Origin of the sequence: Nitrosomonas marina, assembly GCF_900111605.1 — a bacterium.
Taxonomy (GTDB): Bacteria; Pseudomonadota; Gammaproteobacteria; order Burkholderiales; family Nitrosomonadaceae; genus Nitrosomonas; species Nitrosomonas marina_A.
Genome location: NZ_FOIA01000017.1, coordinates 53,541 through 78,605, shown reverse-complemented (window position 1 = coordinate 78,605; position 25,065 = coordinate 53,541). Strand labels below are relative to the sequence as shown.

The 25,065-nt window shown below is 46.4% G+C and carries 18 protein-coding genes and 1 riboswitch; of the genes, 8 read left to right on the top strand and 10 right to left on the bottom strand.

All coding sequences use genetic code 11. The features are described from left to right. Window positions 1-109: 109 nt before the first annotated feature. Window positions 110-1,039, bottom strand: a complete 930-nt coding sequence (locus BMY62_RS09155; protein ID WP_090658868.1) for a hypothetical protein — start codon at window positions 1,037-1,039, stop codon at window positions 110-112. Between the two features lie 545 nt (window positions 1,040-1,584). Between BMY62_RS09155 and leuS the strand changes: the two genes are divergently transcribed. Both leuS and BMY62_RS09145 read left to right on the top strand, forming a co-directional pair. Next, complete coding sequence (leuS, locus tag BMY62_RS09150; protein ID WP_090658867.1) at window positions 1,585-4,185, top strand: leucine--tRNA ligase; 2,601 nt, start codon at window positions 1,585-1,587, stop codon at window positions 4,183-4,185. A 312-nt stretch (window positions 4,186-4,497) separates the two neighbouring features. Beyond that, on the top strand, window positions 4,498-4,770 hold the full coding sequence (locus BMY62_RS09145) for a hypothetical protein (protein ID WP_256207530.1): 273 nt from the start codon (window positions 4,498-4,500) through the stop codon (window positions 4,768-4,770). A 253-nt stretch (window positions 4,771-5,023) separates the two neighbouring features. On the opposite strand, the gene uca is transcribed toward BMY62_RS09145, so the two are convergent. From uca to BMY62_RS09100, 9 genes are all read right to left on the bottom strand, one after another. Further along, window positions 5,024-8,659: an urea carboxylase gene (gene uca, locus BMY62_RS09140; protein WP_090658863.1), complete on the bottom strand. Its 3,636-nt coding sequence runs from the start codon at window positions 8,657-8,659 to the stop codon at window positions 5,024-5,026. Between the two features lie 43 nt (window positions 8,660-8,702). Further along, complete coding sequence (locus BMY62_RS09135) at window positions 8,703-9,374, bottom strand: urea amidolyase associated protein UAAP2 (protein WP_090658861.1); 672 nt, start codon at window positions 9,372-9,374, stop codon at window positions 8,703-8,705. Further along, window positions 9,371-10,102 (bottom strand): urea amidolyase associated protein UAAP1, encoded by a 732-nt coding sequence (locus BMY62_RS09130; protein ID WP_090658859.1) that lies wholly within the window; start codon window positions 10,100-10,102, stop codon window positions 9,371-9,373. Before BMY62_RS09130 ends, BMY62_RS09135 begins: the two co-directional genes overlap by 4 nt. 115 nt (window positions 10,103-10,217) lie before the next feature. Beyond that, window positions 10,218-11,660: an APC family permease gene (locus BMY62_RS09125; protein WP_090658857.1), complete on the bottom strand. Its 1,443-nt coding sequence runs from the start codon at window positions 11,658-11,660 to the stop codon at window positions 10,218-10,220. A gap of 96 nt (window positions 11,661-11,756) precedes the next feature. Then, window positions 11,757-11,887, bottom strand: a riboswitch (guanidine-I (ykkC/yxkD leader). 104 nt (window positions 11,888-11,991) lie between these two features. Further along, a complete protein-coding gene (gene lipA / locus BMY62_RS09120; RefSeq protein WP_090658855.1) occupies window positions 11,992-12,936 on the bottom strand; it encodes a lipoyl synthase in 945 nt (314 codons plus the stop codon). 23 nt (window positions 12,937-12,959) lie between these two features. Beyond that, window positions 12,960-13,604 carry a lipoyl(octanoyl) transferase LipB gene (lipB, locus tag BMY62_RS09115; RefSeq protein ID WP_090658873.1) on the bottom strand — a complete coding sequence of 215 codons (645 nt, stop codon included), beginning with the start codon at window positions 13,602-13,604 and terminating at the stop codon, window positions 12,960-12,962. Window positions 13,605-13,617: 13 nt separating this feature from the next. After that, window positions 13,618-13,881 (bottom strand): HP0495 family protein, encoded by a 264-nt coding sequence (locus BMY62_RS09110; protein WP_090658853.1) that lies wholly within the window; start codon window positions 13,879-13,881, stop codon window positions 13,618-13,620. Window positions 13,882-13,917: 36 nt separating this feature from the next. Further along, complete coding sequence (locus tag BMY62_RS09105; RefSeq protein ID WP_090658851.1) at window positions 13,918-14,772, bottom strand: D-amino acid aminotransferase; 855 nt, start codon at window positions 14,770-14,772, stop codon at window positions 13,918-13,920. Window positions 14,773-14,815: 43 nt separating this feature from the next. Continuing rightward, window positions 14,816-15,955: a D-alanyl-D-alanine carboxypeptidase family protein gene (locus BMY62_RS09100; protein WP_177170345.1), complete on the bottom strand. Its 1,140-nt coding sequence runs from the start codon at window positions 15,953-15,955 to the stop codon at window positions 14,816-14,818. 270 nt (window positions 15,956-16,225) lie between these two features. Here BMY62_RS09100 and BMY62_RS09095 point away from each other — a divergent pair, with 270 nt between their 5' ends. The 6 genes from BMY62_RS09095 to BMY62_RS09070 all read left to right on the top strand — a co-directional run bounded on the left by BMY62_RS09095 (window position 16,226) and on the right by BMY62_RS09070 (window position 25,057). After that, window positions 16,226-16,834, top strand: a complete 609-nt coding sequence (locus tag BMY62_RS09095; protein ID WP_177170344.1) for an RBBP9/YdeN family alpha/beta hydrolase — start codon at window positions 16,226-16,228, stop codon at window positions 16,832-16,834. 333 nt (window positions 16,835-17,167) lie between these two features. After that, window positions 17,168-18,436, top strand: a complete 1,269-nt coding sequence (locus BMY62_RS09090) for a TolC family protein (protein WP_371264085.1) — start codon at window positions 17,168-17,170, stop codon at window positions 18,434-18,436. Then, window positions 18,433-19,611 carry an efflux RND transporter periplasmic adaptor subunit gene (locus tag BMY62_RS09085; protein ID WP_090658846.1) on the top strand — a complete coding sequence of 393 codons (1,179 nt, stop codon included), beginning with the start codon at window positions 18,433-18,435 and terminating at the stop codon, window positions 19,609-19,611. Before BMY62_RS09090 ends, BMY62_RS09085 begins: the two co-directional genes overlap by 4 nt. A gap of 3 nt (window positions 19,612-19,614) precedes the next feature. Next, window positions 19,615-22,878: an efflux RND transporter permease subunit gene (locus BMY62_RS09080; RefSeq protein ID WP_090658844.1), complete on the top strand. Its 3,264-nt coding sequence runs from the start codon at window positions 19,615-19,617 to the stop codon at window positions 22,876-22,878. Window positions 22,879-23,072: 194 nt separating this feature from the next. Then, window positions 23,073-24,227 (top strand): N-acetyltransferase, encoded by a 1,155-nt coding sequence (locus BMY62_RS09075; RefSeq protein WP_090658841.1) that lies wholly within the window; start codon window positions 23,073-23,075, stop codon window positions 24,225-24,227. Then, entirely contained in the window at window positions 24,224-25,057 is an 834-nt protein-coding gene (locus BMY62_RS09070; protein WP_090658840.1) for a nucleotidyltransferase family protein, read from the top strand. Before BMY62_RS09075 ends, BMY62_RS09070 begins: the two co-directional genes overlap by 4 nt. Window positions 25,058-25,065: the final 8 nt, after the last annotated feature.

The following is a 25,065-nucleotide window of genomic DNA, read 5'->3' as shown; positions in this document are numbered from 1 at the left end:
CTTCTTCAGTTAAACGAACAATATATCTTTTCTTCATCTGATCTCTCAATATGTTGGTAGCATATATTGAGAGAATACTTTAATATTTGGCAATATCAAGTTGAAAGTACTAGCTTAATACGTCAACATAATCCCAACTTATTGATGCAGGTGTCACACCTGTCAATGTGATTGTGGCTTCAGATGAAAAATCTACAAAGAAATTTTGTCCATCATAAGACAGCTCCGTCACAAAACCGGCCAAATGCGCTTTTGACGTCAAGCCTACACCTGTGTCGAAAACTAGTCGGTCATCTTCAATTGAATGAAAGTCTTCTATTAACCAATGATTCGGTTGACCGAACTCAAAGCGGATTACAAAGGAATCGGCTCCTCCACCTCCACTTACCGGATCGTCACTTCGTACAGCAATGAGGTCACTACCATCTGTAAAATAATACATCAAGGGTTGCTCTATAACGGGCCCGGCACTACCAGTGTTTTCTGAATCAGGCACCCACTGCTCGGAGAAACGTTGAAAACGCCCGTCCTCGTCGTTATCTGAAAAACGCTGAATTTCCAAGCCTAACAACTCTCTCTCGATGCGAATGACACTTCTGCCATCAAATATGTAAATTTCATTTACCTCAATCGGATCACGCTCCAGATGTTCGTCCTTGACTTCGAACACACGAACTATTGCGCCATTGGTTATTTCAAACTCAAATGATTTGCGCCCATTGCTACTTTGCAAAGTATCAAAATTACTACTGGACAAACTGTCAACACTACTACCTGAACTGTTCGAGTCATCAGTCTCGGATTGCGAAAATAACGTGTGCAGTCCGTATCCAGATTCATCAATATAAATCTTTGTTTCAGCTTCATTCGATTTGATTTTTCTATGCGCTACCTGATTGCGGCCGATCTCGCAAGAATCCCGACTTTCAATCAATTCCTGATGAATAACCTCTTTCCCGGTTTTAAATAACGCCACAACCCTGTCATCGACAAGTTTGAACCGGAATTGTTTTAAACTGTCACCTGAATCAGTTGTCATGTCACTACTCTAAGCATATAATTTTAAATGTATTTTCTGTTCAATTCTAGAAACCACCGGTAACAACCCTTCCCAATATACCGTTAACATAATTTTATATGTAAAAATTACTGCCCATTAACTGTAATATTTAACTACAGTCACAAAGCAAAAGACATACAACCTTCTATTAACCTTCTTTATAACTGTGTCGCATAGTGAGAATGAAGAAACCTGCCAGCATGCAATTGGATGTATCTGGCCACAAGCTTTTTAATCGAATGCGAAATGCCCGGAAAACGTTTTTAACTCAATGGTATATTCATATGACAACAGGTTTCGTTTCGGGTTGATTTGAGACCGCAGACAATCGGCCAACAGGCTGGCAAATATCGTCATAAAGGAAAAGGAATAAAATCTCCGCTTCAAAATCAGTCTTCGCAGAAAGTGGAAACTCAAAAAATCAGCGCATACCTTTACCAAAACGATTATAACGCGTCACATAGTCTTGCCTGGAAAGTTCGCGGTATAATGAAGACTTTCTCAAAAGCAATAATTTCCGTGTCATGCAAGAAAAATATCACCCTCAGGAAGTCGAAAAAAGTGCCCAGCAGTTTTGGGAAAAGTCTGCTGCATTCAAAGCTGAAGAAACTACCAAAAAACCAAAATATTACTGTCTGTCAATGTTTCCCTATCCATCCGGGAAGCTGCATATGGGTCATGTACGCAACTATACGATTGGGGACGTGTTATCACGTTACCATCGCATGCGCGGTTACAATGTTTTACAACCCATGGGGTGGGACGCTTTTGGACTACCGGCAGAAAACGCTGCAATGCAAAACAAGGTTTCTCCTGCGCAGTGGACTTACGACAATATTGACTACATGCGCATGCAACTCAAAAGCCTGGGGCTGGGTATCGACTGGGACCGTGAGCTTGCGACTTGCGACCCCGAATACTATCACTGGAATCAATGGCTGTTTTTACGCATGCTGGAAAAAGGTCTTGCATACCAGACCACAGGGACAGTCAACTGGGATCCGGTAGATCAAACTGTTCTTGCCAATGAACAAGTAATTGATGGTTGCGGCTGGCGAACAGGCGCACCGGTTGAAAAGCGCGAAATCCCGATGTATTACCTGAAAATTACCGCTTATGCCGATGAACTGCTGGAAGCGCTGGAAACCCTGCCCGGTTGGCCGGAACGTGTAAAAACCATGCAGGCCAACTGGATTGGCAAAAGTCACGGTGTCGACATTACTTTTCCGGCCGATACAGCGTCCGGAACGCCGCAGGATCTAAAAGTGTTCACTACCCGCGCGGATACGTTGATGGGCGCAACTTACGTTGCAATTGCCGCTGAACACCCCATTGCAATTCATGCCGCCAAAGACAACCTGACGCTGCATAATTTTATCCAGGAATGCAAACTGGGAGCGACCAAGGAAGCCGATCTCGCAACTCAGGACAAAAAAGGAATGGACACCGGCCTGTTCGTCATCCATCCCCTCAACGGTAAACGGCTGCCAATCTGGATCGCAAACTACGTTCTGATGGGATATGGCGAGGGCGCTGTCATGGCAGTCCCCGCACATGATGAACGAGACTTTGAATTTGCCAGTCAGTATGCTTTGCCGATCAAAGCCGTTATTAAACCGGTCAATGAGGATCTACAACTACCGTTGACCGAAGCTTACGTCGATCGAGGCATGACATTTGACTCGAATGAATTTTCCGGGCTTGAGTTCCAGGCCGCTGTTGATGCAATTGCAGCCGCATTAACTGGTAAAGGACTAGGCAACAAACGCGTACAATATCGTCTGCGTGATTGGGGCATCTCACGTCAGCGCTACTGGGGATGTCCTATTCCATTAATACACTGTGAATCCTGCGGCACTGTTCCGGTACCGGACGATCAACTGCCCGTCGTCCTGCCAAGAGGCCTGGTGCCGGATGGCTCTGGCAATCCGCTCGGCAAAACACCGTCTTTTTATGAATGTATTTGCCCCAGGTGCGGCAAAGCTGCCCGCCGGGAAACAGATACCATGGATACCTTTGTTGATTCTTCATGGTACTACGCCCGTTATACCTGTCCCGATCAGAGTTCGACAATAACCGATGAACGTGCGAATTACTGGCTGCCTGTCGATCAATATATCGGCGGCATCGAACATGCGATTTTGCATTTGCTGTATTCACGTTTCTGGAGCAAGGTCATGCGTGACATGGATTTGCTTAAAATCGACGAACCGTTTACCAATCTTCTAACACAGGGGATGGTGCTCAACGAAATTTTTTACCGTAAAAATGATAATGGGCGCATATCCTATTTCAATCCCGCCGAAATAGAGATCCAGTATGACGAAAGCGGCAAGCGCAGTGCTGCACTGCTACATGCTGATCAGCAGCCCGTTGAATCCGGCGGAATTGGCACCATGTCAAAATCCAAAAACAATGGTGTCGATCCTCAGCAACTGGTCGAGGAATATGGTGCAGACACGGCGCGACTGTTTATGATGTTTGCAAGCCCGCCTACACAAACGCTTGAATGGTCGGACACAGGTGTCGATGGTGCATACCGCTTTCTGAGACGTCTCTGGAAGCAGATATACAATCATGTCAGACAAGGCATTGTTCCCGTTAATCCAGACATGAACGCTGAAGCTTCAACCGAACTCAAAGCGTTGCGTTTCCAACTGCACCATACCATCACTAAAGTCAGTGATGATCTGGAACGACGCCACACCTTCAATACGGCAATCGCTGCCATAATGGAATTGATGAACAATCTTGCCAAAATCCAGGATACCGACCCTGCAACCCGTAACGTCATGCAGGAGTCACTGGAAAACATCGTACTGATGTTATCTCCAATTGTGCCCCATATCTGTCATGTTCTCTGGCGTGAACTCAAACCAGGTACAGAGCTGCTCGACCAGCCCTGGCCCCAGGCCGACCAGGCTGCGATGATTCAGGATGAAATTAAATTGATAGTCCAGGTTAACGGCAAGCTTCGTGGACAAATCCATGTTTCAAAACAAGCAGATCAGGCAACCATTGAAAAAACCGCTCTCGACAATGAACAAGTCTTTAAATTCATTGAAGGCGCTGCAATAAAAAAAATTATCGTCGTACCGGGCAGACTGGTGAATATCGTTATTTAACAAACTGAGTTATCAACGACAATAACGTTACTTATCATTCATATACAAGCACAGCAGCAAATCAATGTAACCACACTGAATTAGAAATAGCCGATCATGTATGAATGAAAAATACCTTTTCCTATCTCAGCTTCCAGTCCGGGCTGACTGCCATAAAATGTTTTGGCACAATCATTGTCACGTGACACATTAAAGAATCTCAGCTACGCAAAAGCATTCTCAAATGTAAAATTTACGGCAGAATCATCCCATTAATATACAAATAATCATCGCCAGACAATCATTAGAATAAAAAAATACCACAAACAATCTATGAGACGTCAAGCAATGCCATTAAAGACATTTTTTAAGGAATTTGGTGTTTTTCTGGGAGAGAAAGAATCACTGCTCGATAAACATTATCAGCATGTTGCGGAAAAAATCGAACTACACTGGGGCTATGATGAATTCTATCCATTTATCGATAAGTTACTTGTCGACTGTAGAGATCGTAAAAGAGTCGGCTTTCCAATTGAAGTTGCATTGGAAATAACCGAGCTTCATAACATTCATGAACGATTATATCCCCCAAGAAACAAAAACTAGTGATGAAACTTCAAAAATATTTTTTCTGCTGACACTCTCAATAATTTATTCGCCATTATTTTACCGCTTTCATGGCCAATTTTTTGCCGATCGAACAAACTGACTGCTCAGCTGGTACGTTGACAGCGTTCTGGCCAGTATTGGCTGATCAGACACAATATTTTACATAGGCACACGCCTGCCACTCTTCAAAGAAGAAACGGCAGATCATAATATTGAAGCGAAAACCTGTATGAAATCAGCACAAGCAGCATCAGTCAGTCTGATCAGATTTCGAAATAATTGCCAGCATCTGCCCGGTAGTCACATACGCACCTTCCTGACAAGATATCTGCTGCACTGTTCCATCACTGACAGCTTCAACGGTAAACTCCATTTTCATGGATTCAATAACAATCAGTGGTGTTCCGACCGTTACATGCTGTCCTTCTTCCACCAAAACTTTCCAAACTGTACCGGTAATATGCGAACCGATAGCTACACTGCCTTCCGGAAGATCAAGTTCGCTTTGCGCATTGGATTCGTCAAGACTGTCTTCATTCAACTCATTTGAGTATTCTGATTGACCGGTAGCACGCCAGCATTCGCGTTCAGCTTCAAATGCGGCCTGCTGGCTTTCTTTAAACGCCTGTATCGAGGTATTGTTCTGCTGCAGGAATTGATTATATTGTTTCAGGCTAAATGTGGATTCCTCGATGCGCAGTTTAAATTTTCCTGTAATAAAGTCGTTACGGATTTCAAGTAATTCGCTTTCGCTGACGGGATAAAAACGTATCTGATCGAAAAAACGGAGCAGCCAGGGCTTGCCATCCTTAAAGTCATCTGTTTGACGATACCGATTCCACATCTGGACTGTACGCCCAACAAACTGATAGCCGCCAGGCCCTTCCATACCATAAACGCATAAATAAGCACCACCGATGCCAACTGCATTCTCCGGGGTCCAGGTTCTGGCAGGATTATACTTCGTTGTTACCAGGCGATGACGCGGGTCAACGGGCGTTGCCACTGGTGCGCCAAGGTATACATCACCTAGTCCAAGTACAAGATAACTGGCATCGAAAACGATATGTCGTACGGTCTCGATGTCTTCAAGCCCGTTAATTCGTCGGATAAATTCAATATTACTCGGACACCATGGTGCGTCATTGCGTACAGATTGCATATATTTTGCGATCGCCAGCCTGGTAGCCCGGTCATCCCATGACAGTGGCAGATGCACGACGCGTGACGATATTTCAAGATCATCCATTGCTGGCAATTCGACTTCTGCTGTAATCAGACTAGACAGCAGCTTATCACGAGACAGAACCAGTGAATCAAAATGCACTTGAAGTGACCGTATGCCTGGTGTCAAATCAATAATGCCATCAAGCCTGCCAGTATCGATAGCTTGCTGCAACGACAACATTAATACATGCACACGCATTCTCAAATTGATATCGAGTACGACCGGCCCATATTCAATCAGCAGGTAGCGATCACCCGATTGACGATAAACGACTGCCGGCGACTGATCACTTTCCGGAATGCTGTGTATCACCGGACTGTCAAGTAACAATGGTTGAGACGGTACCAGGATGTGCTTAGGAAAATCGACCTGTTCAACTGACACATCCAGCTCGCGCGCCATTGCTTCGGCTTGTGTCAACGACAAAGGACAAAAACAAACTGTATCACCAGGCTTTAACTGCCCAAGTTTCCATAACTCCGCATGTGCCACCGTCGCCGGGCATACAAAACCACCCAGACTCGGACCATCCGGCCCCAGAATAACAGGCATGTCTCCGGTAAAATCAACAGCACCTATCGCATAAGCGTTATCATGAATATTGGATGGATGCAGGCCGGCTTCACCGCCATCACTCCGCGCCCATTCCGGCTTGGGGCCGAGCAAACGTATACCCGTACGATTGGAATTATGATGCACAGTCCATTCAGCTGTAAAAAACGTTTGCATGTCCTTTTCAGTAAAAAAATCCGGAGCACCATGCGGACCGTACAGCACACCAATAACCCAATGATCCGTATAACGTGGAATATTTGCATCCTCCAGATAGCGCGGCTGATACCTGTCTGCTTTCTCAATTTGCAATACATCGCCACTGCGAAGCACACGCCCCGCATGCCCACCAAATTGGCCCAAGGTAAATGTAGATTTGCTACCAAGATAATCTACCACCTGAAAACCACACTGAACTGCAAGATAAGCCCTGCAACCGTGGTTGGTAACTTTACCAAATTGCAGAACTGCTCCAGCTTTAACAGAATGAGAACGCCAAAGAGAGAGTGGTTCACCATCCAGATGGACTGCTATCGGTGCACCGGTAATCGCGATAACGCTGTCGCAGTTAATACGGATTGTCGGACCGGCAAACGTGATTTCAAGTCCGGCCGCATCGCTATTATTGCCAACAAGCTGATTCGCCAGACGAAAAGCCAGAGCATCCATCGGACCTGACGGTGGCACGCCGATATGCCAGTATCCTAATCGACCCGGGTAATCCTGTATTGTGGTTTGCACGCCAGGACTAAGAATATCGACTGTCTGTGCGTGATAGTGAAAACCGTTTAGATACCGCGTGCCATAGATACCACCACGAAACGCAGTGCTATTGATAACCTGCAGCAGGTATTCACGATTGGTTTCGATACCCTGCAACACAGTTTGCTCCAACGCATGAATTAAACCATCGACCGCTTGCTCACGTGTCGCTGCGTGCACAATCACTTTTGCCAGCATCGGATCATAAAAAGGCGTAACGGTGGTTCCGCTGTCCACCCAGGTCTCGACACGCGCGACAGATGGAAACTGAACCGCAGTTAGCATTCCGCTGGATGGCTGAAAATTCTGCGCAGGATTCTCTGCATAAATCCGCGCCTGAATTGCTGCACCCTTGGTTCTAATGTCGATCGAGTCCAGTTCCGGTAATTCTTCACATGCCTGTCGAATCATCCATTCAACCAGGTCGATCCCGGTCACCATTTCAGTAACGCCGTGCTCCACCTGAAGACGCGTGTTGACCTCAAGAAAATAAAATTCATTGCTGTGACCATCTACAATGAATTCCACCGTACCGGCCGACTGGTACTGGACGGATTCACCCAGGCGAATAGCGGCGTTGCTTAATGCCTTGCGCAAATCGTCCGTCAGATTGGGTGCAGGCGTTTCCTCGACAACTTTCTGATTACGTCGCTGCATCGAACAGTCTCGCTCACCCAATGCAATCACTTTTCCCCTGCCGTCACCAAAAATCTGAACCTCGATATGCCGCGCATTTTCAATATACTTTTCCAGGAAAATACCAGCATCGCTGAAATTATTCTGCGCCAGGTAGCGGACAGCATCATAGGCATCGACCAATTCTTTTTCATTCCAGCACAATCTCATGCCAATACCGCCACCACCGGCGGTGCTTTTAAGCATTACCGGAAAACCAATATGTGCGGCAGCATGCATTGCTTCATCCAAGTCTTCCAGCAAGCCGGTTCCAGGCAGCAATGGCACATTATTTTGCAAAGCCAGTTCGCGGGCAGTGTGCTTTAGACCAAAAACGCGCATTTGATGTGCGGTCGGGCCGATAAAGCGGATATGATGTGACGTGCACTGATCAGCAAAATCCGCATTCTCGCTTAAAAAGCCATACCCCGGATGTATTCCTTGCGCATGCACCTGCTGCGCCACCGCCAGGATTTTATCTGTTCGCAAGTAGCTTTCTGCCGCAGCACCCTCACCGATGCAATATGCCTCATCCGCTTCAGTCACATGGCGCGACAATGCATCTGCTTCTGTGTAGACAGCGACGCTGTTTACCCCCATACGACGTAGGGTGCGAATAATGCGACTGGCAATCGCACCGCGATTAGCAATCAATACTTTGTCAAACATTGTCAGCTCCTTTTTTGGTAATACGCACACTGCATATAATTGGTCAATCCCAGATCAACAGACGAATAGGCGTTGGATTATAGGCATTACAGGGATTATTGAGTTGTGGGCAGTTTGAGATCAAAACCATTACGTCCATCTCCGCACGCATTTCAACATACTTACCGGGCGCAGAGATACCATCGACAAACTCAAGCCTGCCACCCTCGGTAACTGGCACATTCATAAAGAAGTTGATATTACTTGGCAAGTCACGTTTGCTCATTCCAAGCTGCTCGCACAACGGATCATGCGACAGCGCATGCAAAAAATTATCGCGACAACTGTGCATGGGATATTTATCCAAAGAATAACGAACAGTGTTGCTTTCTGCTGCACAGGCACCGCCGAGCGTATCGTGTCGTCCGCACGTATCGGCCACTATTGTCAGCATGACATTGTTGAAATTTGAATATAGCTTGCTTCCGGTAGTCAGATAGAGCCTGTTTTGTTCACGTATGGTATCAGGGGCGCTGTATCGCTCAAGCGCATGATGGACATTGAAAAATAGCGTGTCAACGGCCTGATTGCCTTCCAGATCGACAATCCGGAAAGTCTGACCGGTTTTCACCTGTTTTACCCAGGGTTCTCCGGCCGAACAGATTTCATCAATGATAGCGTGCGCAGGATCCAGGTTACTCTCTGTTAGACTGTTTTGTTGATTCTGCCCGTTCATACTTCACCTCCGCCAGATTCGTAAAACCGTTGTGTATTCTGAAACCCCCGTGAATTCTCGGGAATTTTTTTGCAATTTTCAAAAGCACCGGCTGGCGTGACATACAATGACAAACCAATCGCACCTGGCTGATATTTATCTGCCGGATTCAGCGGGTGCGGTGCAGCTGAGAGTACCACCAGAGTTTTCATATCGAAACTCAGATCTACATAATCACCAGCCTTGCTGTTTCCGGAATGAAAAGTCAATTCTCCTGAATGATTTGCCGTTACCTTACTGAAGAAATTAATGTTGGATACAATATCACGCCGCCCCATTCCCCACTTGCCGAGCTCTAGCAACATGTTATCCACTCCATTGCGATACATGCGATTGCGATGCTCCTGGTAGCGCGCAACGCCGTACTGCTTACGCACCTGTTCCGCATCACTGATTCCGCACACGGTATCGTGCCAGCCAACAGTGTCTTGCGTAATACAACAAAATATCCGCCCCATATCGGAATGACAGGCATGACCCTGAGTCAAATAAAACGTATGCTGGGATTTAAGTGTATCCGCCATGTTGTACCGTTCCAGTCTTTCTTCCTGGTTATAAAACAATGCTGCCGCATTGGCGCCTCCATCTACGTCAGTCAAACGCAGCGTCATTCCACGACGTACCATGCCGGACCAGTGGCACCCACCCGGCACGACTTCTTTCCAGACAAAATCCAGATTTTGATTCATTACCGTCTCCTTGATGAATATTGATTTCACACAAAGCTCAATAATATATTGATTTTGAATTGTTTATGGACACACTCAGATGCTGAGTGCAAATGTAAACGATTTGTGCCCGGACTCAGTTCCGGCGAATCTTCTGAACCAGAATATACAGTGTCGTCACACTCATAATACTGCCCAGCACCAGTGGTATCGCCCAAAGCTGCCACCAGGGCGCGTTCTCTGAAACTGCGTATGTGCGCGGCCAGGCTATATTGATAAGTTCAAACAGCGACCAGACAAATGCAACACAATTGATTACCAGTCCCCAGACACCCAGTTTAAGTTCGCCAAGCGCGGGATTCCAGCGGCCTGTCAGGCGGGTAAAAAGACCGACGCCGGTAGTCATGGCAAACATGGCGTACAACCCGCCAGTACCAAATGCAATCACTGTAGCCACAGCACCGTCATTCAATCCCAGCAATAATCCCAGGCCGGAAAGGGTGACTGTAAAAAGAACGGCATTGCGCGGTACTCTGTCGGTCGTCACATGACTGAGAAATGCCGGCATATTTCCTTCGCGCGACATTGAGAAAACAATGCGTGAAGTGTATTTAACGACCGACGCACCACATGCGAGAAAAGCGATCATTACAATACCCGAAAACGGTTTGCTTACCCAGTCCCCAAAACTACTTGCAATCAGTGGTGTGACAGGATCGGCTGTTTTGCTGGTAGTAGCCAGCACTTCATGATCAAAAGACAATATTAATGCGGATGAATTAAACAATACAACGGCACCGACGGCGCTTAGTGCAAAGAAGATAGCACGCGGTACCATTCGTTTTGGCTGGTGCGTTTCCTCTGCCGTAGTAGAACAGGCATCAAAACCGATAAACGCCCATCCTGCAATGGCCAATGCTGCTAGAAACGCCGCCGTTTCTGTTGGAGCACTGCCTGTCCCCATATGCTGAAACAACTCGGTAAAGCCATACTGCCGAAAAAATAAAAACAGTAACAGCGCAATACCAAATGATCCGATCACCTCTGCGTAAACGCCAAGCGCTATTAATGATTTAAAAATATTGACATGAGCAAGATTGAGCGCCATGCAAATCAGCAGAAAAACTGCTCCCCAGATCACCATGGAAACACCGCTGTTATCAAGTGCGCCCCAAAAGGTTGCTAGCCAGACACCGCCCGTATATGCGGTGGTCGTCAGCATGGCGATGGTTGAACTGACATAAATAACACCCGCATACTGGCCAGCCGTAACACCGCCGAGTTGTCTTGCCCACTTATAGGCACCGCCAGCTATTGGAAACTGCGAAGCCAGTTCAGCATAAACAGTCGCCACCAGCAGTTGCATGACCAGGCATATTGCCAGCGCCGCGAACCAGCCGCCCCCGGTAACAACAGTCTGTACGCCAATAATGGCGTACAAACCCACTACCGGGGATACAACCGCAAAACCCATGGTAAAACTGTGCCAGACGCTCATGCTGCGGTTGAGTGTATCCACATCCGAGGCTGGATATTTATCGTCAGTCGTCAAACGATTTTGTTGAGATGAAATTGACATAACGGAAACTCCTTAAATCACGATATCAGCCGGGAATTAACACAAAGCCATGCGTTAATTCGGTATTCACACATATTAATAAGCTATGTGTGATTCACCTCCCGGGCTTTTATCCCTCCGTGGAGTCTCGTTATTTATTGATGAGACCGGAAACTCTCGAACCAGTCATTTCATGTAATTGTCTCTGATAACAATTACATGAAACCGGAACCCTAGTTTCACATAATTTCAGACTAGCAAAATCTTAAAAAAAGATCAAGCTTATTTAAAACTGTTTCAATTGAGCGTTGGGCGCAAAAAAACGATCAACTATCAGTGCCTATTCACATATTCAAATAAAGCCAGCTTCATGTGCCTGCTGATCGGCATGATAACTGGAACGCACCAACGGTCCGCATGCCGCATGCGTAAAACCCAAGTCCAGCGCTGCATCTTCGAACATTTTAAATCCTTTGGGGTTGACATAGCGATGAACAGGCAAGTGTCCTATACTCGGTTGCAGGTATTGCCCAATTGTCAACATTTCTACATTGTGCGCACGCAAATCGCGCATAACTTCGATAATTTCCTCGTCAGTTTCACCAAGACCCACCATCAATCCTGATTTGGTTGGAATATTTGCAAAACGATCTTTAAAATTCTTCAGCAGTTTCAATGAATGCATGTAATCAGCACCAGGACGACACTGCTTATACAGTCTTGGCACAGTTTCCAGATTGTGATTCAACACATCCGGTGGACAGCTGGCGAGTTTTTCAAGTGCAACGTCCAGTCTGCCCCTGAAATCAGGTACCAGTATCTCAATTTTTGTCTGTGGCGCATGGCGCCGTATTTGACCAATACATTCAGCAAAATGCAGCGCACCGCCATCACGCAGGTCATCACGATCAACACTGGTAATCACAACATAGTTTAACTTCAATACTGCAATCGACTGCGCCAGATGTAGCGGTTCTTCTGAATCAGGGGGTTTGGGCCGACCATGGGCCACATCACAGAACGGGCATCGCCTCGTACAAAGATCTCCCAAAATCATGAACGTGGCAGTACCCTTGCCAAAGCACTCACCGATATTGGGGCATGACGCTTCCTCACAAACCGTATGCAGCCTTTGTTCTCTCAAAATCCGCTTGACCTCATTAAACTTTTGGCTATTTGACGAACGCACACGAATCCATGATGGTTTTCGTAAAATCTCATCGCGTGTTTGCGGACTAATCTTGACAGGATTACGCGCTGTTTTATCAACGCCTTTCTGACGTATTTCAGAAGTCATAACGGTATATCAATTCCTTTTATTTATTTAACAAGTTCTTTCTGTAAATATTCTGACAGCTTGCGACTTAACACATCAAGTTCATCTTTGACACCCTGATCTTTTGTCTGCGTTACCGCTAAGCCGGCATATCCACATGGGTTAATTCTCGAGAACGGTTTCAGATCCATATCAACGTTCAATGCAATACCGTGGTAACAATAGCTTTTTTTTAATTTCAATCCCAGTGAAGCGATTTTAGCCGCTCCGACATATACACCAGGCATATCGACACAGCCATACGCCTTGATTTGATATTCATTCAACATATGAATCACGGCTGTTTCCATTCTTCTGACAAGATCACGTACAGTCAGATTCAGTCGCCTGATATCCAAAAGCAGATAAGCGATGAGTTGACCCGGACCGTGATAGGTGATCTGACCTCCCCGATCTGTTTTAATCACATTAATGTTACTGTCAGCCAGCAAATGTTCGGGTTTTCCTGCAATGCCCTGTGTATACACTGCCGGGTGCTGTAATAGCCAGATTTCATCGCTGGTCTGCGAGGTTCGTGTATTTGTAAAGTCTTTCATCGCCTGCCACGAAATCTCATAATCGATCACCCCCATATACCTCACGGTAAACCACGAACCTCGATGTGTCTCTGCATTTAAGGCAGCTTGCATGCTGACCGCCATTTCACAGTACCACAGACACCATTGGATGATCGGTTAATGCGCAATACAATTGATCTAATTGATGCCGCGATGTAGCGCGAATTGTACAGGTGATACTAAGATAGTTGCCCCCCTTGCTGGTACGAATTTCCATGGCATTTTCATCAAAATCTGGTGCATGTTGCTTGACAATCTCCAGCGCGACCTGAACTAAATCATGTTTCGATTTTCCCATGATCTTAATCGGAAAATCGCATGGATATTCAATTAACGATTCTTCTTGCATATCTATCAATATTGCTCGCAAGGAAGCCAATACAAATCAGCTCGTTAAACCACCTCGCATATGCGTGGCCTTATACTGCTGATAAAACTGATGTAATTGTCTGAATATGGCACCGGGACTGCCGGTACCGACAGGTTGCTCATTTAACCGGGTAACTGCCATAATTTCCCTCGTTGAAGAAGTTAGCATAATCTCCTCTGCAGAAAATAATTCATCTTCAGAAATTTCCCTCACTTCATGAATGACATGATTTTCCGCAACCAGCTCGAGCAGCACATCATACGTAATACCTGGAAGCATCAGATGGCTTTTAGGTGGTGCCAGCAATACTTGATCTTTAACAACAAAGATATTGCTGGCTGAACCTTCAGTCAGAAAACCATCCCGAATAAGAATGGTTTCTGCAGCACCTGCATCGACTGCAATCTGGCGTAACAATACATTTGGGAGCAGTGAAATGGATTTGATATCGCAGCGAATCCAGCGGTTATCGCTGGCCGTAATCGCTGCTACCCCTTTTTCCAGCAATTCTGGCTGCGGCGGCAGCAACGGATTACTCATCATAAAAACAGTGGGTGGCACATCGGGAAAAGGATGGTCACGTTTGGCTACACCCCGGGTAATGTGAAGATATATGGATTGATCGTCACCCGCGTTTTTGTCTACAACCTGCCCTATCAAATCACTCCATTGTTCGCTGGTGTAAGGATTCCTGAGGCGAATACCATCCAGACTGTGCTGCAGTCGGTGTAAATGTTTATCCAACCGAAATGGTCGACGCGAATAGACAGGGATGACTTCATACACACCATCACCAAAAATAAAACCCCGGTCCAGCACAGAGATACTGGCCTTTTCGATTGGCATAAATTGCCCATTTAGAAAAATCATACCTGGCCTTTATAATTACTAAACTGTATACGCATCAGAACGGCTAATTAAACAACAGCATAAGGCTATCCCATGCGCGGCCGATAAAATTCCCAAGCTCTACATCTTCCAGCGCAACCAATGGATAATTTTCCACCAGTTCACCGTTTAAGGTAAATTTTACCGAGCCAACTACCTGCCCTGCACTTACCGGTGCAATCAGTGGTTGCTTATATTCCATTGTAGCTTTTAGATTATCCGCCTGCCCTTTAGGTATGGAAAAATAAACATCGCTGCTAAAACCTGCTTTCAGCGCATCCTGAGAACCTTTCCACAATTCGATCGAAGTCAGCACTTCCCCTTTTTTATATAAATGCACAGTATCGTAGAACTGGAAACCGTAATTCAGCAACCGCTGACTTTCCATACTGCGCGCATTGGCTGATTTTGTTCCCATTACAACCGAAATCAGGCGCCTTTTATCACGTTTGGCCGAAGTAATCAGACAATAACCGGCAGATTTCGTCCAGCCGGTTTTCATTCCATCCACATGCGGATCCAGCCATAACAGCCGGTTTCGGTTTGGCTGCGTTATATTGTTATAAGTATATTCCTTCAATGAATATAATGGGTAAAAGTCGGGAAAATCGCGAATAATGGCCGCAGCCAGCAAGGTTAAATCATGCACTGACGTGTAATGGTCTGGGTCAGGTAAACCTGTGGTATTCATAAAATGCGTATTTTTCATACCGAGGCGCTGCGCTTCCTGATTCATCATTTGTACGAAAATTTCCTCGGATCCTGCTACCACCTCAGCTAACGCAATACATGCGTCGTTACCGGACTGAACTATCATACCTCGAATCAGTTCGTTAACTGTCACTGTCTTATTAGGTTCGATAAACATGCGCGACCCGATCATCCGCCAGGCTCTGTCTGAAACAGGCACTACCTGATCGTGTTGTATGCGATTCTGCTTCAGCGCTGTAAAAACGATATAAGCCGTCATCAGTTTGGTTAAGGAAGCCGGTTCAACGCGTTCGTGCGGATTCTGGCTGGCCAGTACCTGACCGGATTGATAATCCGTAAGCATATACGCTTTGGCTGCAATCGAAATCTCGGGTTGCTGAGCAGAAGCTGCTACAGAAAATATTGACAGCAGTAACACAGCCAGAAAAGGCAATGGGAATAAAAAGCGATTCATGAATTTTTTCGGAAAATTTTAATTATAGCTCGCTCTTGATATTTCATAAACTAACCTTCATCAAATATAACAAAATTTCAAGCACTCTCTTTAAAGCATTAATGGATGTTTTTTTGTCAAATCGCTAAAACAGATTCAATAAGCAATAAGTTGACTATTCAATATGAATTCCGCTACAGGCAAATGAGATGATGAGAGTAACAATGTGCATAGCGTTTTGCGGTAATTGTGTTACTCTTTTTGATCCGGTTGATGATTAAAAAGGTAATCATGAGAAAAAAAGCTGCTATCTTTCACGGCCTTGGTGGTTCAAGTAAAAGCTTCTGGATTCCCTGGCTGAAAACACAATTGGAAAAGCATAAATTTGATGTATGGACGCCTTCACTCATCGACTGTTCAGACTTCGATGAGTTGGATAAATGGGTTGAAGAAGTCAAAAATCAAACGTCCTGCCGCAATTTTGATCTGATGATTGGCCATTCAGCAGGCGGGCCATTAATTTTAAGGCTGCTTTCCCAAAGCGGTTTTACCGCGAAACACACAGTTTCTGTTGCTGGATATATTAAACCGCTTCACGGGACACCACCGAATGATACAACATATCCGGCAGGATTTTGTGTTGATACCATTAGGGCAAATAGCCGCATGCTGACTTTTGTTCATTCCGACAATGACCCCTGGGACTGTGGGCATGAACAAGGGGAGTTTATGCGAAAAACTCTTGGAGGCACTTTGGTTGTAATGTCTGGCGAAGGCCATTTTGGTTCAGAATCAATGAAGCAACCATATGTTGACTTTCCGCTGCTTTTGCAACATTGTTTGCTTGAACAAGACCATGAATCAGGCAATATCGATTGCACTCCCCCAAACATCGGGTAACCTCTCTGCTTTGTTGTTATTGTTTAAACGGATCAAATTTGCATCTGTCGGTCATTCAGGTAACATTCAGGTTTTTTCAACTATCATCGGCAGGAATCTTCACCTGACACACTTATAGGCAATAACATGCTATCTTCAAAACTAATCAGAAAAAACAGTACTAATTCAGTGCTGATAAATCCCGATAGTGCGATATCATCTATTAAATGAAGATCAACATCCCAAACGATTTGTAAGTGATAGAATTCCAAAAGCATCGCAACCGAACCGTAACATTTACATTTCTTAACTATTCATTAATACTATACTCACCCTAAAGGCCTTATGCAGACCATGCAGACCTTTTTATTGCGGCAATTTTTGTTCTGCCTTTTTCTAGTACCTCTTACGACACCGTTATCCGCCCAGCAATTATCCACCTGGACCATTATGGAACTGCAGAAGCTGGGATTGCAGGCTAATGGGCTGGTTCAGGCTGCGCGCTCACAGATTGATATGGCCGAGGCAGATGTAATCAGCGCACGGGCGTTTCCGAATCCCAAAGTCAGTGTTGAGGCCGGTCCACAAAGCAAGCGGTTACCAGCTTCGGTCACAGGTCCGTCTGACAACCAACGTGAAGTCAAAGTCAGTCAACCGATTGAGAATCCTTTTCTGCGATCTGCACGCATCGGCTCAGCCGAAGCGCTTGTTGAAGCAAGACAGGCGAATCTGAATCAGGTTCGTGCCGATTTAGCTGCTCAGCTGCGTATTCGCGCCTATGAATTATTGCTACGCCAGGAAGAGGCGCAGATGGAAACGAGCATTTATGATTTGATGAAAGAAATATACCGACGCATCAAAGTCAGCGTTGATGTTGGAGAAACCGCTCGTTTTGAACTCATTCGTGCTGAAACCGAGGTGCTCAGCGCGGAAAACCGTATGGAAGCTGCAATGTTGAATGCGGAGCGCGCAAGGGTTGCATTGATACAACTGACCGCAGGAGCGTTACAAAGCAACTTTACAATCAATGCATCGCTGAGCGATCCCGTAGAATTTCCGCCGCTGGAGCAACTGCGCCAGGAGATTGTACAAGTCAACCCTGATATCCAGCGCCTGGAGGCTGAACAAGACAGCGCCAATCTGCGCATTGATCAGCAGAAAGCATCCGTTTTACCTTCCGTGAGTGTTCTGTTTACTAATTTTCAGGACCGCCAGTTTATGTCGAACACTGCCGGGGTCAGCCTTGAAATTCCGTTATTCTATCGCCGACGCGGCGAAATAGACAATGCCATTTATGATTCGGCACGTATTCGCAACACGCTTGATTATCGACGCTTTGAAATCGGTCAGCAACTGGAATCCGCCTGGCAAGCAAAAGAAATCGCACGCCGCAGGGTAGAAATGTTTGAAGGTGGTATCGTTACAGAGGCGGAACTGGCACTGAATATAGCACAGACGGCTTACCGACTTGGTGAACGCGGTTTTATCGAAGTACTGGATACTCAACGCGTGTTGAGAGGTGTGCTCGGTGATTTGTTACAAGCCCGTTTTGAATTACAGTCTGCTGCTGCTGAAATAGACCGACTACGCGCCCATTATCCCAAGGAGCATTTCATCGAATGAAATCACCAATCCGTTTAACAATTTATTCTCTGTTTGTTCTCTTTCTTACCGTTGCTTGCAGTAATGGGGAGGATGCCAGCAATATAGATAATAAAAAGCCACCAGAGCAGTCTGATGCCGATGAGCCCGATAACACAAACATTATTACACTTACTGAAGCAATGGCTGAAGGTATTAAAACCGAAGTACTCAGCCTGACTAGTCTTGCGGATAAAATTCAGGTGCCCAGTCAGATCAAGGTCAATGAGCAACAATTAATCCGCGTCGGTTCTAACGTCACCGGGCGTATAGTCGAAGTAAACGTCGAATTAGGGGACAGTGTTGATGCTGGCACAACACTTGCCAAGCTATCAAGCCCTGAGTTAACCACCGCCCAATTGGCGTATCTTCGTGCGCACTCTATGACGGTTTTAAATGAACGCGCAGCAAAGCGGGCAAAACTGCTTCTCGACGCCGATGTAATTGGCACAGCAGAACTGCAGCGCAGAGAAGCCGAATTACAGGTCTCGCGGGCCGAGCTCAGCGCGGCAAAGGACCAGTTACGCCTGTTGGGCGTATATGAGAACGCAGTCAATGACTTGGTCAAGCGCGGACAGATACTCCCTTCTGTCGGCATCTCGTCTCCCCAAAGCGGCACAATCATTGAACGAAACGTGGTAGCCGGTCAAGTGGTACAACCATCTGACCAGCTTTTCAAAGTCGCTGATTTATCGACTGTCTGGGCAGTAGGTGACGTACCGGAGCACATTGCCAGTAATGTAATGGCCGGTCAGCATGTTGAAATTCAGGTACCGGCACTTGGAAACATCGTATTAGACGCCCTGATTATATATGTTTCCGATACAGTCAATCCCCAAACAAGAACAGTCATGGTAAGAACTGTCGTTGAGAATCAGGACCGCAGACTCAAACCTGCAATGCTGGCATCCATGCGCATCATAGAAACCCCGCAAGAACAGCTTGTAATACCTGAATCGGCGGTTGTACGTGAATTAAATAAAGATTATGTTTATCTGGACAGGGGCAACTATACCTATTTACGCGTGCCGGTTGAGTTGGGGCCGGAAGTCGGTAATTTGCGTCCTGTCATTTCGGGACTTTCAGTCGGACAACATATTGTAATTGATGGTGCTTTCCATATAGATAGCGAACGCAAGCTCGATAGAAAGGAATAACTCATGTTGTCATCCATTGTCCAGGTCATGCTTAAGCAGCGGCTTCTTGTCGTTATTATTGCACTTATTTTGGTTGCTTTCGGTTTACGGGCAGCCACGAAACTTTCAGTCGATGCTTTTCCAGATGTTACCAATGTACAGGTTATCGTTGCCGCACGTGTAGAAGGCCGCAGCGCGGAGGAAATCGAGCGACTGATAACAATCCCAGTGGAAATCGCCATGACAGGACTGCCCGGCCTGGTTGAGATGCGTTCTCTGAACAAAAGCGGGTTAACCATTATTACGCTCGTATTCACCGATGACACAGATGTCTATTTTGCGCGGCAGCTCGTTATGGAGCGATACATTGGCGTAGTTGAGCAGTTACCCGAAGGGGTAGTAGCCGAACTGGGGCCTGTAACTACAGGATTAGGTGAAATATATCAATACACACTGGATCACCCTGATGACGGCACACGGGAATTAACCGTGGAAGAATTGATGGAACGCCGAACAATTCAGGACTGGGTTGTTCAGCCCATGTTACGCTCAATTCCGGGAGTTGCCGGAATAAATTCATTAGGCGGTCACGAGAAACAATACCAGGTACTGGTCAATCCGGAAAGATTACGTCATTACGACCTGACATTGTCCGACGTTGACAGTGCCCTGGCTAACAACAATGCAAATGCCAGCGGAAATATCCTGGAATTGCACGCGGAACAATACCTGATTCGAACGAATGGATTGATTTCCACCCTCAATGACATCCGAAACATTGTGCTCAGAGAAATCGATGGCATTCCCGTCTTTGTCCGCGATGTCGCTGAGGTGGAATTTGGCGGTCGAGTTCGTCAGGGTGCATTGATTAAAGGCGGTTACACGGAATCAACCGGCGGCATTGTCATGATGTTGATGGGCGGTAACGCCAAGGAAATCGTAGCAAGAGTTCAGGAAAAAGTCTCTGAAATAAATGAACGCGGCCTGTTGCCCGGTGGACTGCAAATTGTCCCATTCTACGATCGTTCTGACCTGGTCGATGCAGCGTTATGGACGGTAACCAATGTATTGATTGAAGGCATTATTCTGGTAATTATCGTACTGTTTATTTTTCTGGGCGATGTGCGCTCCAGTCTGATTGTTGTTGCAACATTGATTGTCGCACCACTTATTACCTTCATGATAATGAATCATCAGGGTATCTCAGCCAACCTGATGTCACTGGGAGGACTGGCAATTGCCATCGGGCTCATTGTAGATACAACTGTCGTCGTAGTAGAAAATGTCTACCACCGTTTGGGACATGCTGGCACTACCTTAAAAGAAAGACTGCTGGTTATACGGGATGCAGTAGTAGAAATCGGTGTGCCTCTAATATTCGGCATTTGTATTATTATTCTGGTGTTCCTTCCTTTGATGACACTGGAAGGAATGGAAGGCAAAACTTTCAGTCCGCTAGCCTATACGATCGCTATTGCACTAGCGGTTTCATTAATTATTTCGCTTACGTTATCCCCTGTACTTTGCGCCTATGGCCTCAAGGGCGGCGCCGATCATGACACGCCGGTTATCGCGTTTCTCAAAAAACGGTATCAGAATTTATTGAACAAGGCGCTAACGCACGAAAAAACTACTATCCTCGTAGCAATTGGTTTGCTGGTTTCTTCCTTCATGTTATTTCCATTTTTGGGAACTTCGTTCATCCCGATTTTAAAGGAAGGCGCACTGACGCCGGTCATTATTAGGGCACCTTCTATTTCACTGGAGAACTCAATAAAAATAGAAATCGAGGCAATGAAACGTATCGCCACCGTACCGGGAGTCGAGAGCGCAGTTTCCAGACTGGGGCGCGGCAAAGAGCCATCCGACCCTGCCGGCCCACATGAATCGGATCCTATTATCACACTGGACCCGGATTCAGGGCGTACTCAGGATGAAGTGGATGAAGACGTTCGTAAAGTATTGTCAACATTGCCCGGCGTCAGTATTGTCGTCTCTCAGCCAATCGCGCAGCGCGTTGATGAAATGATTACAGGCGTGCGTTCACAAGTTGCTGTTAAGATTTTTGGCGACGACCTCGAGCAACTGCGCCTATTGTCCGAACAGCTGGCACGAATCATGAGAACAGTCAGAGGTGCCAGGGATATTCGGGTACAACCCTTATCGGGTCAACAATCTCTGGTAATCGATATTAACCGGGATGCCATCGCGCGATACGGCATCAATGTTGAAGATGTCAACGATTTGATCAGAACCGTAGGCAGCAAAGAGGTTTCGACCATTTTCGAGAATGAACGCCGTTTCTCGCTCGTTATGCGCCTTCCACTGGATTTTCGTGATAATGTTGATGCTATTCGGGATTTGTTGCTGCGCACACCCGAGAAACTTCCCGGCAATGGCGGCATGGTTCCAGGCGGCGCTTTGATTCCGCTGGAATCTGTTGCCAATATCCAGGTCATTGACGGTCCGGCACAAATTAACCGTGAATTTTCCAAACGCCGTGTTGTGGTCGGAGCCAACGTTCATGAGCGCGATATGGGAAGTTTTGTAGAGGAAATTCAGGAACGGGTAGCGGAAGAAATGAACCTGCCTGAAGGGTATTACTTTGAATGGGGCGGTCAGTTTGAAAATATGGAGCGCGCAATGGCAACGCTTTCCGTAATCGTGCCTTTAACTGTCGCAGCTATTTTCTTTTTGCTTTTCATGCTGTTTAACTCTGTAAAACTGGCCTCGCTGATCATTTTGGTATTGCCTTTTGCTTCAATTGGTGGAATCACAGGACTGTTCATTTCCGGTGAGTATTTATCAGTACCCGCCTCTGTCGGTTTTATTGCGCTATGGGGAATTGCTGTCTTAAATGGCGTTGTATTGATCTCGTTTATCCGCGAGCAACGTGAACAAGGCGCCAGTATACCCGTCTCAGTAGTGCGTGGCTGCGAGCAGCGTTTTCGTCCGGTATTGATGACTGCAACTGTCGCCATGCTGGGATTGGTGCCCTTTTTGTTTGCCACCGGGCCGGGTTCCGAAGTACAACGTCCACTGGCAATTGTTGTGATCGGTGGACTGATCACGTCTACTTTGTTGACCTTGGTTGTATTACCGACACTTTATCGTTGGTTTGATGTCAAACCCACCATCGAAACAGAAGACGAACCGGACAACGCCTCAAAAACAGACGAATCACGTCAGTTTGACACCGATACACATGAACGACACGGTGAATCAACACAGGCGCAACACTCCGACGCCGTTCCGGAAAACACGCCGCCAACCTCAAAAACCACCTGAAAACATACACTTCTCACGCTTGATTAATTTCAAAACAACACATTAAAACGCATACATAATTTAATAAACCCGGATTGGTTGAAGAACAATCCGGGTTTATTCCTCAAAAAGAATTGCTTCCGATAGGAATTCTTCATAATATGCCTGAAATCTGAAAAGATAATTAAAAATTAAAAAATTTTCAAAATCAGTCTATGAATTATCCTAATGAACAGTTTGTATCAGGCGAATTGACAGTGCGCCCGGTGATGTCATATCGGGATATGGGAGATTTTATCAATGTGCCATGGCTGATTTACGCAGATGACCCATTGTGGGTGCCGCCACTGCGTCTTGAGCGACGCTTTCACTTTTCCAAATACAACCCTTTTCTGCAGCATGGTGAATGGCAGGCCTGGGTTGCTTATCATCACCACCGTCCGGTAGGCCGAGTCAGCGCGCAGATAGACACATTGCATCGACAGCGGTATGGCGACGACACCGGGCATTTCGGGCTGCTTGAATGTGTCAATGATACAAATGTTTTCACTGCGCTCATGCTGCATGCCGAAGCCTGGCTGGCTGCGCGGCACACACGACATGTAACAGGACCCTTCAATTTATCCATCAACCAGGAATGCGGTATTCTGGTAAATGGGTTTGATACACCACCTGCTGTGATGATGTCCCATACAGCGCACTGGTATCCGCAGTTGCTTGAATCGCGCGAATACTTCCCCGCCAAAGATTTACTGGCATACAGGATAGCAGTCGATTTTGATCCGCCACCGGTCATGCAACAGCTAATCAAACGCCATGCCGGTCAAATTCAGGTCAGAACCTTAAACCGCAAACAGCTTGCTGCAGAAATGGAGGTGTTGCGGGATATTTTCAATGATGCATGGTCTGAAAACTGGGGGTTTGTACCGTTTACCGAGGCAGAATTCGCCGAACTGGGCAACAGTCTCAAACATCTGGTATCCGATGAGTATGTCCAGATTGCAGAAGTGAACGGTCAACCTGCTGCATTCATGGTCGCCCTTCCGAATCTGAACGAAATACTTGCTGAACTCGATGGGCGCCTGTTTCCACTCGGCTGGTTGAAATTGATCAAAAAGCTCAAACGCCATGAAATCACAACAGCACGCATTCCTCTTATGGGTGTGCGCAGACAATATCACAATTCTACACTGGGAATGGCGCTCGCCTGCACCGTTATTGAAGCGCCCAAGAAAATCGGCATAGCGCACGGTATCCGCGAAGTTGAGCTATCCTGGATACTGGAAGACAACAAATCGATGCGCAGTATTCTTGAAAACATCGGCAGTAAGGAATATAAACGCTACCGTATTTACGGGAAAACGCTGTGACTGACTCACATAAACCTGTACAAAAAAAATTTACTGCTCTGGTACTCGCAGCGGATCGAACAGCAGACGATCCAATTACCCGCCATACGGGTGTGGCTTGTAAAGCTTTTGCATCTGTTGGCGGACAACCAATGATAATACGCGTACTGGACGCACTGACTGCCTGCAATTTGATTGATGCTGTTGTTCTATGCGGCCCGTCCAGATCCAGACTGGATGACTGTCTTCCCCTGAAAACACGCATAGAATCGGGAGAAATCACCTGGCTGCCCAATAAGGACTCGCCCAGTCGCAGCGCAGAATATGGATTCGAACACTTGGCTGCCGACACCCCGGTGCTACTGACAACAGCAGATCATGCACTGCTGACACCACAAACTGTTCAGTATTTCCTGACCGCGTCACTCAATGCGAACAGCGATGCAACAGTAGGACTGGTAAGACAGGCACAGATGACCGCAGTATTTCCAAACGCCAGACGCACTTTCTTTCATTTGCGTGATGGCAGTGTTTGTGGTTGCAATTTATTCACGTTCAATCCAGGCGGACGGACTCTTGTTGGGTTCTGGCGTTCCGTGGAAGATCTGCGCAAACAACCCTGGCGTCTGATTGCACGCTTCGTTGAACCCGGCATTGTCCTGTCCTATTTATTCAGGAGACTCTCTCTGAATCAGGCACTGCATGCCTTAGCTGTCAAATCGGGGGTATGTGTAACACCCATCATGCTTCCGGATGCACGCGCAGGCATTGACGTCGATAACATCGAAGATCTATTACTCGCCGAATCCATACTCAACAAAGCTACGGTTCCGTTTTACAAACGAAGCTGAGAGTCTTC

Bases quoted from the DNA above. Each gene is read 5' to 3' on its own strand.
- BMY62_RS09155 (WP_090658868.1), bottom strand. From the start codon at position 1,039: ATGACAACTGATTCAGGTGACAGTTTAAAACAATTCCGGTTCAAACTT.
- leuS (WP_090658867.1), top strand. From the start codon at position 1,585: ATGCAAGAAAAATATCACCCTCAGGAAGTCGAAAAAAGTGCCCAGCAG.
- BMY62_RS09145 (WP_256207530.1), top strand. From the start codon at position 4,498: ATGAGACGTCAAGCAATGCCATTAAAGACATTTTTTAAGGAATTTGGT.
- uca (WP_090658863.1), bottom strand. From the start codon at position 8,659: ATGTTTGACAAAGTATTGATTGCTAATCGCGGTGCGATTGCCAGTCGC.
- BMY62_RS09135 (WP_090658861.1), bottom strand. From the start codon at position 9,374: ATGAACGGGCAGAATCAACAAAACAGTCTAACAGAGAGTAACCTGGAT.
- BMY62_RS09130 (WP_090658859.1), bottom strand. From the start codon at position 10,102: ATGAATCAAAATCTGGATTTTGTCTGGAAAGAAGTCGTGCCGGGTGGG.
- BMY62_RS09125 (WP_090658857.1), bottom strand. From the start codon at position 11,660: ATGTCAATTTCATCTCAACAAAATCGTTTGACGACTGACGATAAATAT.
- lipA (WP_090658855.1), bottom strand. From the start codon at position 12,936: ATGACTTCTGAAATACGTCAGAAAGGCGTTGATAAAACAGCGCGTAAT.
- lipB (WP_090658873.1), bottom strand. From the start codon at position 13,604: ATGCAAGCTGCCTTAAATGCAGAGACACATCGAGGTTCGTGGTTTACC.
- BMY62_RS09110 (WP_090658853.1), bottom strand. From the start codon at position 13,881: ATGCAAGAAGAATCGTTAATTGAATATCCATGCGATTTTCCGATTAAG.
- BMY62_RS09105 (WP_090658851.1), bottom strand. From the start codon at position 14,772: ATGATTTTTCTAAATGGGCAATTTATGCCAATCGAAAAGGCCAGTATC.
- BMY62_RS09100 (WP_177170345.1), bottom strand. From the start codon at position 15,955: ATGAATCGCTTTTTATTCCCATTGCCTTTTCTGGCTGTGTTACTGCTG.
- BMY62_RS09095 (WP_177170344.1), top strand. From the start codon at position 16,226: ATGAGAAAAAAAGCTGCTATCTTTCACGGCCTTGGTGGTTCAAGTAAA.
- BMY62_RS09090 (WP_371264085.1), top strand. From the start codon at position 17,168: ATGCAGACCTTTTTATTGCGGCAATTTTTGTTCTGCCTTTTTCTAGTA.
- BMY62_RS09085 (WP_090658846.1), top strand. From the start codon at position 18,433: ATGAAATCACCAATCCGTTTAACAATTTATTCTCTGTTTGTTCTCTTT.
- BMY62_RS09080 (WP_090658844.1), top strand. From the start codon at position 19,615: ATGTTGTCATCCATTGTCCAGGTCATGCTTAAGCAGCGGCTTCTTGTC.
- BMY62_RS09075 (WP_090658841.1), top strand. From the start codon at position 23,073: ATGAATTATCCTAATGAACAGTTTGTATCAGGCGAATTGACAGTGCGC.